This is a genomic window from Szabonella alba, assembly GCF_016765775.1.
GTDB classification, from domain to species: domain Bacteria; phylum Pseudomonadota; class Alphaproteobacteria; order Rhodobacterales; family Rhodobacteraceae; genus Szabonella; species Szabonella alba.
Genome location: NZ_JAESVN010000011.1, coordinates 51710 through 65199, shown reverse-complemented (window position 1 = coordinate 65199; position 13490 = coordinate 51710). Strand labels below are relative to the sequence as shown.

Genomic DNA, 13490 nt, shown 5'->3' with positions numbered 1-13490 from the left:
GAAGGGAGGGTCGTTCTGGCAAAAGAAAACGCGGAATTTCTGGTTAAGGATTTCCGAAGCCGATCCTCGGAAAATGCGACTTCCTTGACGCATGGGAAGGGGTCAGTCTCTGGCCACGGTCCGGCATGACCCTGTCCGGTGACAGGGCGTGTTCCGCCGAAAAACGCGCGGGCCGTGACAGATGCGGCGCGATCCGTCCCAACAAGGAGAGATGACAATGTTCAACGTTAATGGTCGTCGCAGGACTTTGCTGACCGGTCTGTGCATGTCGTTCGCGCTGGGGGCCTTGCCCGTTGCCGCACAGGACAAGGAAACCATCAAACTCGGCTTCATCGGCCCGCTCAGCGGTGGCAATGCCCAGCAGGGGCTGGGTGCGCGCAACGGGTTCATCCTTGCGGTCGAACAGGCCAATGCAAGCGATTATCCCTATACGGTCGAATATGAGGTGCTCGATGATGCCTCGGACCCGCAAACCGGCGTTTCGGCGGCGATGAAGCTGGTCAATGATCCCGATGTCGTTGCCGCGACCGGGCATTGGAACAGCCCCGTGGCGCTGGCGACGATCCCGGTTTTCAGCCGCTTTGAAATGCCCTTCATCGTCTGGGGGGCGATCAGCCCGAGTATCACCGAGCAGAACCTGCCCGAGATCACCCGTGTCACCCCGACCTTGCTGACCGAGAACCAGCCGCTGGCGCAATGGGCCGCGTCCGATCTGGGCGCCAGCCGCATCGCGATTGTCTCTGATACCAGCGATTACGGCACCGGCAATGCAGGCGCGTTCGAGGGGTTTTTCACCGAGGCGGGCGGCACTGTCACATCGAAAGACCTGCTGCCGGTCGGCAATACCGATTTCCGGGCCATCGTTACCCGGCTGCGCGGCGATGCGCCCGACGCGGTTTATTTCGGCGGCGTCATCACCGAGGCGGGCATCCTGCGCCGCCAGATGATCGAGCTTGGCCTTGATGTGCCGATGATCGGGATCTCGGGCTTCTATGATCCCGATTTCATTTCGATTGCCGGAGAGGCGGCGGTCGGGACGCTGGTCAGCTATCCGGCGGCGGCCTCCAATCCGACGCTTGAAAAGCTTTATGCCGATTACGAGGCGCGCAGCTTTGCCGAACCGACCAGCCCCTATACCAAATACGCCTTTGATGCCGCGAATATCCTGCTGTCGGTGATTGCCGAGCACGGCATCGAGGACAAGGCGGCGCTTTCCGCCGCGATCCGTGCCATCGAGCATGACGGCGCGCTGGGTGTCACCAGCTTCGATGAAACCGGCCAGACCAAGATCCCGGTCGAGATCGAGATCAAGGAAGTCCGCGACGGCGCCTGGGTCACCCGGGCCGAGTGATCGCGCGCGGCGGGCGGGGGGGGGCCGTTCCTTCCTGCCCGCCTCAGGGCCGGCGGTTCGCCCCGCTGCCGGTTGCCGATGTCCAAGGGGCTGACAGGACGATCCGTCCACCGTTTTCAACCTTTGACCGCGCTGTCCGGTATCGCCCCCGGAGCTGCGCCCTGCCGCCCGGCATGATTTTAAACCAGAAGGAAACCCGATGCTCAGAACCGGACAACAATACAAGGACTCGCTCCGCGACGGGCGGCGGATCTGGATCAATGGCGAGCGCGTTCAGGACGTGACGACCCATCCCCAGTTCAAGCCGCTGGTCGATATCCGCGCGCGGATCTATGACCTTGCGCATGAGGACGCGACCCGCGACATGATGAGCTATGAGGAGAACGGCGAACGCTACTCGATCGGACTGAAACTGCCCTACAGTCAGGCCGACTGGCACGCCAAGCGCCGCGCGACCGATGTGGTGCTGGAAGATGTCGGCGGCATCGTCACCCGCGTCGGCGATGAAACCGCCGGTGAGATGTGGTCGCTATTTGACGGTCAGGATATTCTCAACGAGGTCGATCCGCGCTTTTCGGTGAATATCCGCAACCATATCCAGCAGGTCATCAAGACCGATCCCTTCCATGTTTCGGCCAATACCGACCCCAAGGGCGACCGGTCCAAGCGCCCGCAGGATCAGGACCCCGACATGCTGCTGCATGTGGTGCGCGAAACCGATGCGGGGATCGTGGTGCGCGGCGCGAAATATGAAACCGCCGCCGCCTATGCCAATCAGGCCTTCACCAAGCCCACGATTGCCAATTGGGGCGACTCGGCCCTGTCGGAATATGCGGTGGGGTTCATCTGCGATTTTTCCTCACCCAATCTGCGCTTCATCTGCCGCACTGGATTTACCGGACGCGCACCCGCCGAGGATTATCCGCTGTCGAACCGCTTTGATGAGGTCGATGCGCTGGTGATCTATGATGATGTGCTGATCCCGTGGGAGAATGTGCTGTTCTATCAGCATACCCGCGCGGCCACCTTCATCCGCGCCACCCTGCACCGCTATTCGGCATTTGCCTTCGTGCAGCGCAATCTCAAGCTGGCCGACATGATGATCGGCGCGGCGCTGTGGAACGTGCGCCAGACCGGGCTTGAGAAACAGCAGGCCGTGCAGGAAAAGCTGGCGACGCTGGCCTGCTACCGCGAAGGGATCAACGCGCATCTGACAGCCGCCATCGCCATGGCCGAGGAAAGCCCCGGCGGCTTGACGATGCCGAACCAGTCGCTGCTGATGACGGGCCGGGTTCATGCCTGTTCGCAACTGCATCACATGATGCATCTGGCGCGGGAACTTTGCGGCGGGCAGATCTGCGTGACGCCCGATGCCGCGTCCTTCCGCGATACAGAGGCCGGGCCGTGGCTGAAGAAATTCTACACGCTGAACGAAAACTGGGACAGCGACGACCGGCGCAAGCTGCTGGCCTTCGCGCGCGATCTCTTGAATTCGGATTACGCCGGTCACCGGCTGACCTTCCAGCTTTTTGCGCAATCGCCGCCTTTCGCGCATCTTGGCGCGGTCTATCGCAATTTCGACTGGGATGACGCGCTGCGCTTTACCAAGAAATCCGCCGGTCTTTCGGACCGTGTGCTGAACTGAACCCTTCTGCGGAAAGATCCGATCATGATTCACAAACGCATCCGCCCCTTCAACACGAAGGAAACCTATCCCGAGCAGAAGCTCGACAATGACCTAAGCCAGGGCGTCGTTGCGCGCGGAACCATGGTGTTTCTGCGCGGACAGGTCAGCCAGGACCTGGACAGCCGCGAAAGCCTGCATACCGGCGATGCCGGGGCGCAGACGGCCAAGACGATGGAAAACATCGCGCTTTTGCTGAAGGAAGCCGGAAGCGAGATGGCGCATGTGTGCCGGATCGTCGTCTATCTGACCGATATCCGCTATCGTGAGGCGGTCTATCAGGAGATGGGCAAATGGCTGAAAGGCGTGCATCCCTGTTCCACCGGCATCGTGGTGCCTGCACTGGCGCGGCCCGAATGGGTGGTCGAGATCGAGGTGACCGCCGTCATCCCCGACGCGGCGTGACGGGGGGCGGGACATGACATTCTCAATCTCTGCACGCTGCGCGGATACCGGCATGTTCGGTATCGCGGTGTCCTCGTCCTCGCCCTGCGTTGCGGCGCGCTGCGCCCATGCGCGGGCCGGGGTCGGTGCGGTGGCGACCCAGAACATCACCGATCCGCGTCTGGGGCCGAAGGGGCTGGATCTGATGGCGGGCGGGCTGACCGCCGAGGTGGCGCTGGCGCAACTGAAGGCCGAGGCGCCGCATCTGGAATTCCGCCAGCTTGCACTGGTCGATGCCCAAGGCGGCACGGCGGGTTTCTCGGGTGCGCGCACCCTTGGCACCCACCGTTTCGCCACTGCGTCCGATGTGATCGCGGCGGGCAATCTGCTGTCGGGGCCCGGGGTTCCCGATGCGATGGTCGCCCGCTTTGCGGAAACCAAAGGGCAATCGCTGGGTGACAGGCTGATTGCCGCGATGCAGGCCGCGATTGCGGCAGGCGGCGAAGAGGGGCCGGTGCATTCGGCGGGTATGCTGCTGGTGCGCGATGTGGCCTGGCCGGTTGCCGATCTGCGCGTGGACTGGACCGATGACGACGCGATCGGCGCGCTGGCGGCGCTGTGGGAGCGCTGGAAGCCCGAGATGTCGGCCTATGTCAGCCGCGCCCTCGATCCGCATACCGCGCCCAGCTATGGCGTTCCCGGCGATCCGTGACCGGTGGTTCTTGACGGGTGACCCGGGACAGGCGGTCGCGACGACGCGGCGCGCGGCCCGGCTGTCCCCCCCCCGCGCTGCCCCTTTGGCGGGCAGGGCGCGCATTTCTGCCATCAATTGCTGCATCCGGGACTGCCGCGCCGGGTGGCATCGTCCCGGTCTTCTGGATGGACGGGCCGGTCTGCGCTAGTCTGGCGCCTTCCTGATCTGACGGAACCGGGCGATGCGATTCACATTACGACAGCTCAGCTATTTCGTGGCGGCGGGTGAGACCGGCAGCGTCACCCGCGCCTCGGAACAGGTAAACATCTCACAGCCGTCGATTTCGGCGGCCATTTCGCATCTGGAAACCGAATTTGGGGTGCAGCTTTTCGTGCGGCATCATGCGCAGGGCCTGTCGCTGACCCCGGCGGGGCGGCGTCTTCTGCGCGCGGCAAAGGACTCGCTGCGTTCAGCCTATGAGCTTTACGATGTGGCCTCCACCTCGGTCGGCGCGGTGGCCGGGCCGATCAATGTCGGGGCGTTCCGCACCTTCGCCCCGGTGATCTTGCCCGAACTCTGGCGCTCATTCATCGGTCTTTATCCGGATGTGCGCATGAGCGTGACCGAAGGCAGCGAGGCCGAATTGCTGGACGGGTTGCGCACGGCCCGTATCGACATCGCCCTGACCTATGGCATCAACATGACCGGCGATATGGATTTTCTGCCTCTGGCCGAGCTTCCGACCTATGTTCTGCTGCCGGCTGAGCATCCGCTGGCGTCGCGCGGCCCGCTGCGGCTTGCCGATCTTGGGGATGAGGGCTTTGTCCTGCTGGATCTGCCGCTGAGCCGTCAGTATTTCCTGTCGCTGTTCGAGAATGCCGGGATCGCGCCGCGGATCGTCGCCGAAACCTCCTCTCCGGCGGCGCTGCGGTCCTATGTCGGGGCGGGGATGGGGTTTTCACTGATGACAATGCGGCCCCGCAACATGTGCGCCGAGAATGGCAGCGCGCTGGCCTATGTCGCGCTGGAAGAGGACATGCCCCCGATGTGTCTGGGACTGGCCGTGCTGCGCGATCTGCGCCGTCCAAGGGTGGTCGAGGCCTTCGAGGCGCATTGCCGTGAGCGGATTTCGACCGAGAATATCCCCGGTATGGCGGGCATGTCCCCCCGGTAGCCGTCGCTGCCTCATCTTTTCCGAGCCAGTTCACCGGAAAACCCGACTTTCCCGCGCCGGTCTCCCTGTGGAATATCGGTATCGGAACGCGGGGCCTGGTTCCCGCGCGATGGGAGGAAAGCATGACACAACGGACCGGATCCCCGGACACCGATCAGGATCTGCGCAGCAGGTTCCTTGAGGGAATGAGCCATGCCGCCTGCACCGTCAATATCGTCACGACCGACGGTCCGGGCGGGCGGGCGGGTGTCACGGTTTCGGCAATGGCTTCGGTCTCGGCCGATACCGCGCGTCCGACGCTTCTGGTCTGCGTCCATCATCTGAGCCCCGCCGCCGCGCGCATTGCCGAAAACGGGGTGCTGTGCGTCAACGTGTTGCGCGACGATCAGGCCTATATCTCGGATACTTTCGCGGGCCGCTTCAAGGATGAGATCGGCGACAAGTTCGACTGCACCGAATGGATCGCCTGCGCCACGGGCGCGCCGCGCATTGCGGACCCGCTTGTTGCTTTCGACTGCGTCCTGATAGGCAATGAACGGGTCGGCACGCATCACATCTTTCTGTGCGAGGTGCAGGAGACGCACAGGGCGCGGGCCGGATCGCCGCTGATCTATGCGAACCGTGCCTATGGATCCTCACGCCGGATCGAACCTGCGAACTCGGTCCGCGCCGGGCGCGACGGGTTGGGGGCAAGGGTTGCGGCGGGCTGTTTCGTGACCTTTGCCCCCTATGTCATGCCGCGTCTGATTGCGGGAATGAACGGCACGGCGGTGGATCTGGTCGAAGGCGACCAGCGCCGTCTGACCGAGGCGCTGACGGCGGGTGAGATTGAACTGGCGCTGATGTATCAGCTTGATCTTGATCCGCAATTCGAGACGATTCCGCTTGGCGCGCTCTGTCCGCATGTGTTGCTGGCCGACGGCCATCCGCTGGCCCGCCAGTCCGAGATTACGCCCGCCGAACTGGCCGAGGAGCCGATGGTCCTGCTGGATATCGCGCCCAGCCGGGACTATTTCACCGGGCTGATGACAGCGGCCGGGGTGGCGCCGATGGTCGCGCATCGCACTGCGTCGCTTGAGATGGTGCGCGGGCTGGTCGGGCATGGTCTTGGCTATGCGCTGCTGGTGACGAAACCCGCATCGGAAATGACCTATGACGGGCTGCGTCTGGTGGTGCGGCCTCTGGTCGGGGACCACGCGCCCAGCCGGATCGTGATTGCATACCGGCGCGGGCAGCCGCTGTCGGCGGCAGCGCAGCGCTTTGTGACCCGCTGTCAGGATCAGTTCGAGGCCGGCGCATCTACCTTCTGAGGACCGGTGCCTGAAGGCTCAGGCCCAGCCGGCGATGCCGTGGCGGTCAGTCGCGCGGGACCAGCACCACCTCAAGCGCGGCGGCATTGCCTTCCTTCGTGACAGGGTGGCAGGCGGTCGCCGCCCCTGCGGGCAGGATCAGCGTATCACGCGACCCGATCCGGCACCCGGCGGCTTCCCATTCCCCGGCAATCGCAAAGAGAACCGCCAGACCTCCGGCTGGCACATCGCTTTGGAACGCGGCCGACATGACCCGTGCCGTGGTGATGCGCCACCGGTCGCGCGCTGCCATGACATTGATGACGCGCACCCCGTCACCATCGGGCCGTCCCACCGGCGCAAGGCCGGAATCGAACCGGCAGGGGGCAAGCAGTTCCAGCCGCAGCAGGCGGTCACCGAAATCCAGATCGAGCCCCGCCCCCTCTATCAGCGTGATGACCCGCTCGACCCCGGGAAAGGCCGAGAATGTCGCCACTTCGGGGATCGGGGCACAACTGATCCGCAGATCAAACCTGTCCCGGGTTGCGCCCTCGGGCAGCAGGCAGATCTCTTCGGTGATGCCCTGTCCGGTTTTCCAGGGCAGGGCCAGGTAGCTGCTGGCGGGGATATGAAGCGGTGAACCCTGACCGGGCGCTGGGCTGTGTGACATGGATGTGTCCTGCTGTCGGGGATGGAAATTTCAGGATGCAGGCAGAAGATGCATCAACCCGGGGCGAAGCGTTGCGCGGGCTGCGTGAATGCGGCCATCGCCGTCAAGCCGGATCTGCTGTGGCATCTGACAGGGCTTTCCCGCCATGCGGGCCAGATAGCGCCCCGGCGCCGGACGGCACAAAAGCGGATGAAGCTGCAGGCCGCCCGAGGCACAGGCCGTCGTTTCAACCAGCCAGTCCCCGCCCAGAAGGCCTTGCGCCCCGTCCAGATCGCCCGCCGCAAGGCAGGCCCGGATCAGGGTCGAGGAAATCCGCCGCCCGTCGGGGCCGGAGATATCGGCAATGATGCTGGTTCCGATCCCGGCCTCGCGGCCAAGATGGCGAAGGGTTTCACTATCGCCCGCGCGACCTAGGCCAAACCGGAAATCCCGGCCCGCGACGACATGCGACACGCCCAGTCCCGACCGCAGGATGTCCGTGACGAAGGCTGCGGGCGAGAGGGCGGCAAAGGCGGCATCAAACCGGGGCGCGAAGATGAAATCGACCCCGGCGCGCGCAAGCATCTTTTGCTGCGTGCGGGGCGTGGCAAGCTGGAAGGCGGGCGCATCGGGGCGGAAGAAGGCGCGCGGATGCGGTGTGCAGGACAAGACCCCCAATGGGCGGCCGGGGGCCGCACGTCTTGCAGCGGTGACCAGCGCCAGATGACCCAGATGGAAGCCGTCGAAATTTCCAAGCAGCAGAACGCCCCCCCGCAGCGCAGAGGTCAGGGGCAGCGCCCGCGTGACAAGGGCAGGATCGCCGAAACCGCGCCCCGGCGCAGGCATCACCGCGCGGGCAGACAGGGCGGGGCTGGCAGACGGGGCGGGGCTGACAGACGGGGCGGTGCGGGCAGACGGGGCGGGCATAGTGGCCATGACTTCCATTCAGGGCTCCTGATCCGGACCCTTCACGCATACCGGTCTGCCAGACGCTGCGAAATTCGGATCTGCAACGGCTCTGCTTCGGCAAATCCGATGCAGGGTGCGACCTGCAGTCATCCTGCCGGGTTTCGGTGAAACCCGTGCACCGGTTCTCGGGGCGATGATGAAGGTGTCGCCTGCCGGAACGGGACCGGATGGAGGAGGATATGCTGGAATTCGCACTGGAACCGGATCCGGAACGCTCTCGTCTGTCCTGCCAGATCAAGGTGACCGGGGCGATGGACGGGCTGGAACTGCACCTGCCTGCAGAACTGGCCTAGGCGCTGACCAGTGCCAGCAAGGCGGTGACTGCGCGGGTGCGGTGGCGGTCGGGATGGGTCAGGGCGGCGAAGGGGCGGCGCGGCGCGGGCGCCCAGTCGACGGTGCGCGCGGCTATGCCCGGATGCGCCCCGACCGCGCGGCGCGACAGCATCGCCGCCATCCGCCCCGCCCCGACCGCCGCCAGAAGTGCCTCATTCGACGGGCATTCGAAGGCGAGATCAAGATCGGCAAGTGTCAGGCCCATGGTCTGCAGATGCGACTCGAATTCCGCCCGCGTGCCCGATCCCTGTTCACGCAGCACCCATGCCAGACGCCGGTAATCACCGGCATCAAGGAATTTCTGGGTTGCAAGCGGATGATCGGCGGCCAGCACCAGCACCAGTTCATCCCGCGCCACCACCTGCCGGCGCAGACCGCTGTGGCGCACATCACCCTCGACGAAACCGAGATCAGCCTCACCCTCCTGCACCGCGCGGGCGACCTGTTCGGTATTGCCGACGGCCAGCGCGATGGTGATGCCGGGATGCAGTTCATTCAGCCGCACCAGATGCGGCGGCAGCCAGTAGCTGGCGACCGTCTGGCTGGCATGCAGCCGCAAAAGCCCGCGCGTATCCTGTCGCAGATCCTCCAGCAGGACCTGCGCGGTTCCGGCCCGCGCAAGCACGGCCTCGGCGGCGGGAATGAAGGCGCGGCCCTCGGGGGTCAGGGCAATGCCACGGCCGATGCGGTCAAACAGACGGACCTGATGCTGCGTCTCCAGCGCTGCGACCGAGGCCGAAACGGCGGATTGGGTCATGCGCAGGTCTTCTGCGGCGCGGGTCATGTTCCCGCGACGCGCCACGGCCAGAAAGATACGAAGCTGGTCCAGCGTCATGCGGGCAGTCTGCCGGATCGCTGGATTTAATCAATCGATTTTTTCGATCATATCAAGCAGAATTAATTGATTTAATGCGTTCCAGATCCGGCGCAGACCATGGGGAGCCCTGCATGATGGATTTGACGATGCCGCGAACCGCCCTTGTCCCCCGCCGCTTTCGCCTGCCCGCTGCGGACGGGTCCATCCTGCCCGGGCTTGCGCTGGCGCTGGGGTTGGCCCTGCTTGCGCTGGCACTTCAGCGCGCTGCCGGAATTCCCGGGCTGGGGCCGATGATCCTGGGGGTTGGGTTGGGGATCGTGCTGCGTACCTGCGCCGGGCCCATCCCGCAGACCGGTCCCGGGCTTCGCTTTGCGATGCGCCGCCTGCTGCGGCTGGGGATCGTGCTGCTGGGGTTGCAGGTCACGGTCGCGCAGGTCGCGGCGGTGGGCCTTGGCGGACTGGTCGCCATCACCCTGACCCTTGCGCTGACCTTTGTCGTGACAAGGGCTGTGGGCCGCGCGATGGGGGTCGATGGGCGCCTGTGTGATCTGATCGCTGCCGGGACCGCCGTTTGCGGTGCCTCGGCGATTCTTGCCGCGAACACCGTCACCCGGGGCCGGGATGAGGACGTGGCCTATGCCGTTGCCTGCATCACTCTGCTGGGCACAGCGTCGATGCTGCTGCTGCCGCTGCTGGCGGCACCGCTGGGCCTGACGCCTGAAATCTATGGGTTATGGGTCGGGGCCAGCGTGCATGAGGTCGCGCAGGTCGTAGGCGCGGCCTTTGCGCAGGGTGATGTCGCAGGCCAAAGCGGCACGGTGGCCAAGATCGCCCGGGTGATGTTGCTTGCCCCGCTTGTGATGGCAATGGGACTGATGGCTGCGCGCCGGGGCGGCGGCAGCACAGGACGCGCGCCGATGCCATGGTTCGCGCTTGGCTTCATCGCCATGATCCTGCTGAATTCCGTGATCGACCTGCCGGATGTCCTGCGCCAGACCACGGGCAGCGTCACCACCGTCCTGCTGACCGTGGCGCTGGTGGCGATGGGTCTGGAAACCGATCTTTCGCGCCTGCGCGCCGTGGGGCTGCGCCCGCTGCTGCTGGGTGTGTTTGCAACGCTTTTCGTGTCGGCCACCGCACTGGTGCTGATCCTGCTGCTGGCGGCATGATGCGGATGACTGGGCGGCCTTTTCCGTCCGCCCGAACCTCCACTTCAGTGGCAGGATCAGACCAGCACGCGGCCCGGCGACAGCAGTGTCGGCTCCAGCGCCTCGGACCATTCGACGCGGCCGCGATCCAGCGTGATGCGATGCGCGGCAAGGCTGCGGGCAAGGGCGGCGCGGGGGGCGGCTCCGGCCCAGTCCAGCGCTTGGCCGGGGTCAGCGATGCCCCAGTCCACGATGTTGCGCACCGCCTGATCGAGGCACAGTGCCGAGCCTGCAAGATTGCTGCGACCGGGCTGCAGCACGGCACCCTGCGGGCTGTGCTCAATCGCCATTCCCGCGAATTGATAGGGCCCCGCCGGGGCAGCGGCGGCCAGCACCGCATCAGTGACAAGGATCACCCGATCCGCCCCTTTCAGCCGGATCAGGGCTGCCAGCGCCTCGGGGCCGATATGGTGGCCATCGGCAATGAGACAGGCGGACAGCCCGGGTTCGGCCAGTTGCGCCAGCAAGGTATTTTCAAGCTTGGGCAGGGTCTGCGGCAGGCCGTTGCCCAGATGGGTGGACAGCGTCGCCCCGGCGGCGGCGGCGGTCCGCACATCGGCGAAACCCGCCGCGGTATGGCCAAGCGCCACTGTGCAGCCTGCTGCCGTCAGCCTGCGCGTCAGCGCCAGTGCCCCCGCGCGTTCGGGGGCCAGCGTGACCAGCAGAACCGGGCGGAACAGATCGGCCGAAAGCCGGTCGTAAAGCGCCGGGTCCGGATCGGCCATCGCCTCGGCCGGATGACAACCGGCATAGCCGGGCGCGTCATTCAGGAACGGCCCTTCGACATGATAGCCGGGCACCATGGCCGGGCCCAGACGGCTGGTCCGCACGGCATGATCCAGCGCCGACAGCCGGTCTGCCAACGTCTCGGGCTCGGCGGTGATCAGGGTGGGAAGACAATGCGTAACCCCCGTGGCAAGGATCGCCTCAAGCGCGTGGTCCAGCGCCGCAGGCGTCAGGCCGCCATCGTTGAAATCCACCCCCGCAAAGCCGTTGACCTGCAGATCGCACAGCCCGCCGCTGACGCGACGCGCAGTCATCAGGCGGCCCCCTCCGGTGCCAGCAGCGCTGCCGAGGCCCGGTCGAGATGCAGGCTGCAGGCGGGATGGTTGCGGATGATCGAGGCGGGAATTTCGGGCGATACCGCCGCCTCGACCGTGGCACGCACGGCCTCGGCCTTCCGGGTGTCGGGCACCGAAAGCACAAGGCGGCGCGCGCGCAGAATTTCACGGATGCTCATGGAAATGGCCTCGGCGGGCACATCGTCCAGCGTGGGAAACCAGCCCTCGCCCATCTGCTGACGGCGGCAGGCGTCATCAAGGCGCACGCGCAGGAAGGGCACTGTCGTATCGAAATCGGCAGGCGGATCGTTGAAGGCCAGATGGCCGTTTTCCCCGATCCCGGCAAAGCAGACATCGACTGTTTCAGCCGCAATCAGCGCATTCAGCCGCGCGATTTCCGCCCCGGTATCGGCGGCGTCGCCGTCAATCGCGTGAAAGCCTGCCGGTGGCACCGGCAGGCGGGCCAGCACCCGTTCGCGCAGATATTTGCGGAAACTGGCAGGGTGCGTCACCGGCAGCCCGACATATTCATCAAGGTGAAAGATCGAGATGCGCGACCAGTCCAGCCCGGACGCGACCAGATTTTCCAGCATGTCGAACTGGCTTGCGCCGGTGGCGAGGATCACCACCGCACGCCCCCGCGCGGCAAGGGCTTCGCGCAGGGCCGCTGCCCCTTCATCGGCTGCGGCACGGCCAAGGGCGGCCTTGTCGGGATGGATCTGGATCTGCATGGGCTGACCTTTCTGCAAAGCGCGGCAGCCATCGGCAGGCGGCGCCGGCGGCATTTGACCTTAGTTTCCACGCCGAATATTTAATGTCAACGGCTGATAAAAAATATTGACGGCGCAGGGATCCCCGCGTTTACTCGGTCAAAACCAACCGAGGAGGTCCCGCCGTGAAACATCTCAGATCGACCCTTGCCGTCATTGCCGTTTCCGCCGTTCTGGCTCCGGGGTTGGCCTCGGCGCAGACGGTGCTGCGGCTGGCCGAAAACCAGCCCGAGACCAATCCCGTCACCATCGCGATGATGAAATTTGCCGAACTGGTGGCGGAATATTCCGACAATGAACTGAATGTGCAGGTCTTCCACTCGGCGCAACTGGGGCAGGAGCCCGAAACCATCGAACAGGCACAGGCGGGGATCGTGGATTTCGCGCGGGTGAATTCGGTCGTGCTGTCCAATGTCAGCCCCTCGATGGGGGTTTTCACGCTGCCCTATATCTTCCGCGATTATGACCACAAATTCGCGGTTCTGGATGGCGAGATCGGTCAGGCCGCGCTGAACGATCTGGGCGAGGTCGGGCTGAAAGGCTTTCCCTTCATGGAGGCGGGTTCGCGGCATTTCTACACCGTCGCGGGCAAGCCGGTGCGCAGCATCGACGATCTGAAAGGCATGAAGATCCGCGTGCAGCCCGCCCCGATTGCCCTGCGGATGGTCGAACTGCTGGGCGCGGTGCCGACGCCGATGAACTATGGCGAGGTTTATTCGGCGCTGCAGACCGGTGTGATCGACGGGGCCGAGAATGATTTCGTGAGCTATCAGACCTCATCGCATTACGAAGTTGCGCCGAATTACACGCTGGATGGCCACCTGAGCCCGCCTGCCGTTCTGGTGATGAACGCGGCCCGGTTCGAGGGGCTGAGCGATGCGCAGAAAGAAGCCGTGACGCGCGCCGCACAAGAGGCCGCGATCTATGAGCGCGAAATCATGACGGCGGCGATGGATACCGCGCGTGAGGCGGTCGTGGCGGCCGGGGCCGAGATCATCGAGATCGACAATGCCCCCTTCCGGGAGGCTGTGGCCCCGATCTTTGCCGAATTCCCAGATCTGGTGCCGGTGATCGAGGCCATCGGTCAGGTCGAGTAAGCGCGCAAAA

General features: G+C 65.1%; 13 protein-coding genes and 1 pseudogene. 9 read left to right on the top strand and 5 right to left on the bottom strand.

Features of this window, described 5'->3' with window-relative positions; all coding sequences use genetic code 11:
- Positions 1 to 217 precede the first annotated feature (217 nt).
- From JL811_RS17485 to JL811_RS17460, 6 genes are all read left to right on the top strand, one after another.
- Positions 218 to 1351, top strand: a complete 1134-nt coding sequence (locus JL811_RS17485; RefSeq protein WP_202689998.1) for a branched-chain amino acid ABC transporter substrate-binding protein — start codon at positions 218 to 220, stop codon at positions 1349 to 1351.
- A 199-nt stretch (positions 1352 to 1550) separates the two neighbouring features.
- On the top strand, positions 1551 to 2996 hold the full coding sequence (locus tag JL811_RS17480; protein WP_202689997.1) for a 4-hydroxyphenylacetate 3-hydroxylase family protein: 1446 nt from the start codon (positions 1551 to 1553) through the stop codon (positions 2994 to 2996).
- A 24-nt stretch (positions 2997 to 3020) separates the two neighbouring features.
- On the top strand, positions 3021 to 3440 hold the full coding sequence (locus JL811_RS17475; RefSeq protein WP_202689996.1) for a RidA family protein: 420 nt from the start codon (positions 3021 to 3023) through the stop codon (positions 3438 to 3440).
- A gap of 13 nt (positions 3441 to 3453) precedes the next feature.
- Positions 3454 to 4131 carry a DUF1028 domain-containing protein gene (locus JL811_RS17470; RefSeq protein WP_202689995.1) on the top strand — a complete coding sequence of 226 codons (678 nt, stop codon included), beginning with the start codon at positions 3454 to 3456 and terminating at the stop codon, positions 4129 to 4131.
- Positions 4132 to 4354: 223 nt separating this feature from the next.
- A complete protein-coding gene (locus tag JL811_RS17465; RefSeq protein ID WP_202689994.1) occupies positions 4355 to 5287 on the top strand; it encodes a LysR family transcriptional regulator in 933 nt (310 codons plus the stop codon).
- Positions 5288 to 5409: 122 nt separating this feature from the next.
- Complete coding sequence (locus JL811_RS17460; protein ID WP_202689993.1) at positions 5410 to 6597, top strand: LysR substrate-binding domain-containing protein; 1188 nt, start codon at positions 5410 to 5412, stop codon at positions 6595 to 6597.
- Positions 6598 to 6643: 46 nt separating this feature from the next.
- On the opposite strand, the gene JL811_RS17455 is transcribed toward JL811_RS17460, so the two are convergent.
- Both JL811_RS17455 and JL811_RS17450 read right to left on the bottom strand, forming a co-directional pair.
- Positions 6644 to 7246: a HutD/Ves family protein gene (locus JL811_RS17455; RefSeq protein ID WP_202689992.1), complete on the bottom strand. Its 603-nt coding sequence runs from the start codon at positions 7244 to 7246 to the stop codon at positions 6644 to 6646.
- A 30-nt stretch (positions 7247 to 7276) separates the two neighbouring features.
- Entirely contained in the window at positions 7277 to 8161 is an 885-nt protein-coding gene (locus JL811_RS17450) for an FAD synthetase family protein (protein WP_202689991.1), read from the bottom strand.
- A gap of 179 nt (positions 8162 to 8340) precedes the next feature.
- Between JL811_RS17450 and JL811_RS17445 the strand changes: the two are divergent.
- Positions 8341 to 8487: pseudogene (locus tag JL811_RS17445) on the top strand (2Fe-2S iron-sulfur cluster-binding family protein); the annotation flags it as partial.
- Here JL811_RS17445 and JL811_RS17440 read toward each other — a convergent pair.
- Positions 8484 to 9362 (bottom strand): LysR family transcriptional regulator, encoded by an 879-nt coding sequence (locus JL811_RS17440; RefSeq protein ID WP_202689990.1) that lies wholly within the window; start codon positions 9360 to 9362, stop codon positions 8484 to 8486. The pseudogene JL811_RS17445 and the gene JL811_RS17440 sit on opposite strands and share 4 nt — an antisense overlap.
- A 128-nt stretch (positions 9363 to 9490) precedes the next feature.
- Here JL811_RS17440 and JL811_RS17435 point away from each other — a divergent pair, with 128 nt between their 5' ends.
- Complete coding sequence (locus JL811_RS17435) at positions 9491 to 10513, top strand: YeiH family protein (RefSeq protein WP_237685038.1); 1023 nt, start codon at positions 9491 to 9493, stop codon at positions 10511 to 10513.
- A gap of 56 nt (positions 10514 to 10569) precedes the next feature.
- On the opposite strand, the gene JL811_RS17430 is transcribed toward JL811_RS17435, so the two are convergent.
- Positions 10570 to 11592 (bottom strand): N-acetylglucosamine-6-phosphate deacetylase, encoded by a 1023-nt coding sequence (locus JL811_RS17430; RefSeq protein WP_202689988.1) that lies wholly within the window; start codon positions 11590 to 11592, stop codon positions 10570 to 10572.
- Entirely contained in the window at positions 11592 to 12344 is a 753-nt protein-coding gene (locus tag JL811_RS17425; protein WP_202689987.1) for a glucosamine-6-phosphate deaminase, read from the bottom strand. Before JL811_RS17425 ends, JL811_RS17430 begins: the two co-directional genes overlap by 1 nt.
- Before the next feature lie 164 nt (positions 12345 to 12508).
- Here JL811_RS17425 and JL811_RS17420 point away from each other — a divergent pair, with 164 nt between their 5' ends.
- Positions 12509 to 13480, top strand: a complete 972-nt coding sequence (locus JL811_RS17420; protein ID WP_202689986.1) for a TRAP transporter substrate-binding protein DctP — start codon at positions 12509 to 12511, stop codon at positions 13478 to 13480.
- Positions 13481 to 13490 lie beyond the last annotated feature (10 nt).

What these genes read in the sequence shown, in the direction of transcription:
- JL811_RS17485 (WP_202689998.1), top strand. Translation starts at nt 218, where the DNA reads ATGTTCAACGTTAATGGTCGTCGCAGGACTTTGCTGACCGGTCTGTGC.
- JL811_RS17480 (WP_202689997.1), top strand. Translation starts at nt 1,551, where the DNA reads ATGCTCAGAACCGGACAACAATACAAGGACTCGCTCCGCGACGGGCGG.
- JL811_RS17475 (WP_202689996.1), top strand. Translation starts at nt 3,021, where the DNA reads ATGATTCACAAACGCATCCGCCCCTTCAACACGAAGGAAACCTATCCC.
- JL811_RS17470 (WP_202689995.1), top strand. Translation starts at nt 3,454, where the DNA reads ATGACATTCTCAATCTCTGCACGCTGCGCGGATACCGGCATGTTCGGT.
- JL811_RS17465 (WP_202689994.1), top strand. Translation starts at nt 4,355, where the DNA reads ATGCGATTCACATTACGACAGCTCAGCTATTTCGTGGCGGCGGGTGAG.
- JL811_RS17460 (WP_202689993.1), top strand. Translation starts at nt 5,410, where the DNA reads ATGACACAACGGACCGGATCCCCGGACACCGATCAGGATCTGCGCAGC.
- JL811_RS17455 (WP_202689992.1), bottom strand. Translation starts at nt 7,246, where the DNA reads ATGTCACACAGCCCAGCGCCCGGTCAGGGTTCACCGCTTCATATCCCC.
- JL811_RS17450 (WP_202689991.1), bottom strand. Translation starts at nt 8,161, where the DNA reads ATGGCCACTATGCCCGCCCCGTCTGCCCGCACCGCCCCGTCTGTCAGC.
- JL811_RS17440 (WP_202689990.1), bottom strand. Translation starts at nt 9,362, where the DNA reads ATGACGCTGGACCAGCTTCGTATCTTTCTGGCCGTGGCGCGTCGCGGG.
- JL811_RS17435 (WP_237685038.1), top strand. Translation starts at nt 9,491, where the DNA reads ATGCCGCGAACCGCCCTTGTCCCCCGCCGCTTTCGCCTGCCCGCTGCG.
- JL811_RS17430 (WP_202689988.1), bottom strand. Translation starts at nt 11,592, where the DNA reads ATGACTGCGCGTCGCGTCAGCGGCGGGCTGTGCGATCTGCAGGTCAAC.
- JL811_RS17425 (WP_202689987.1), bottom strand. Translation starts at nt 12,344, where the DNA reads ATGCAGATCCAGATCCATCCCGACAAGGCCGCCCTTGGCCGTGCCGCA.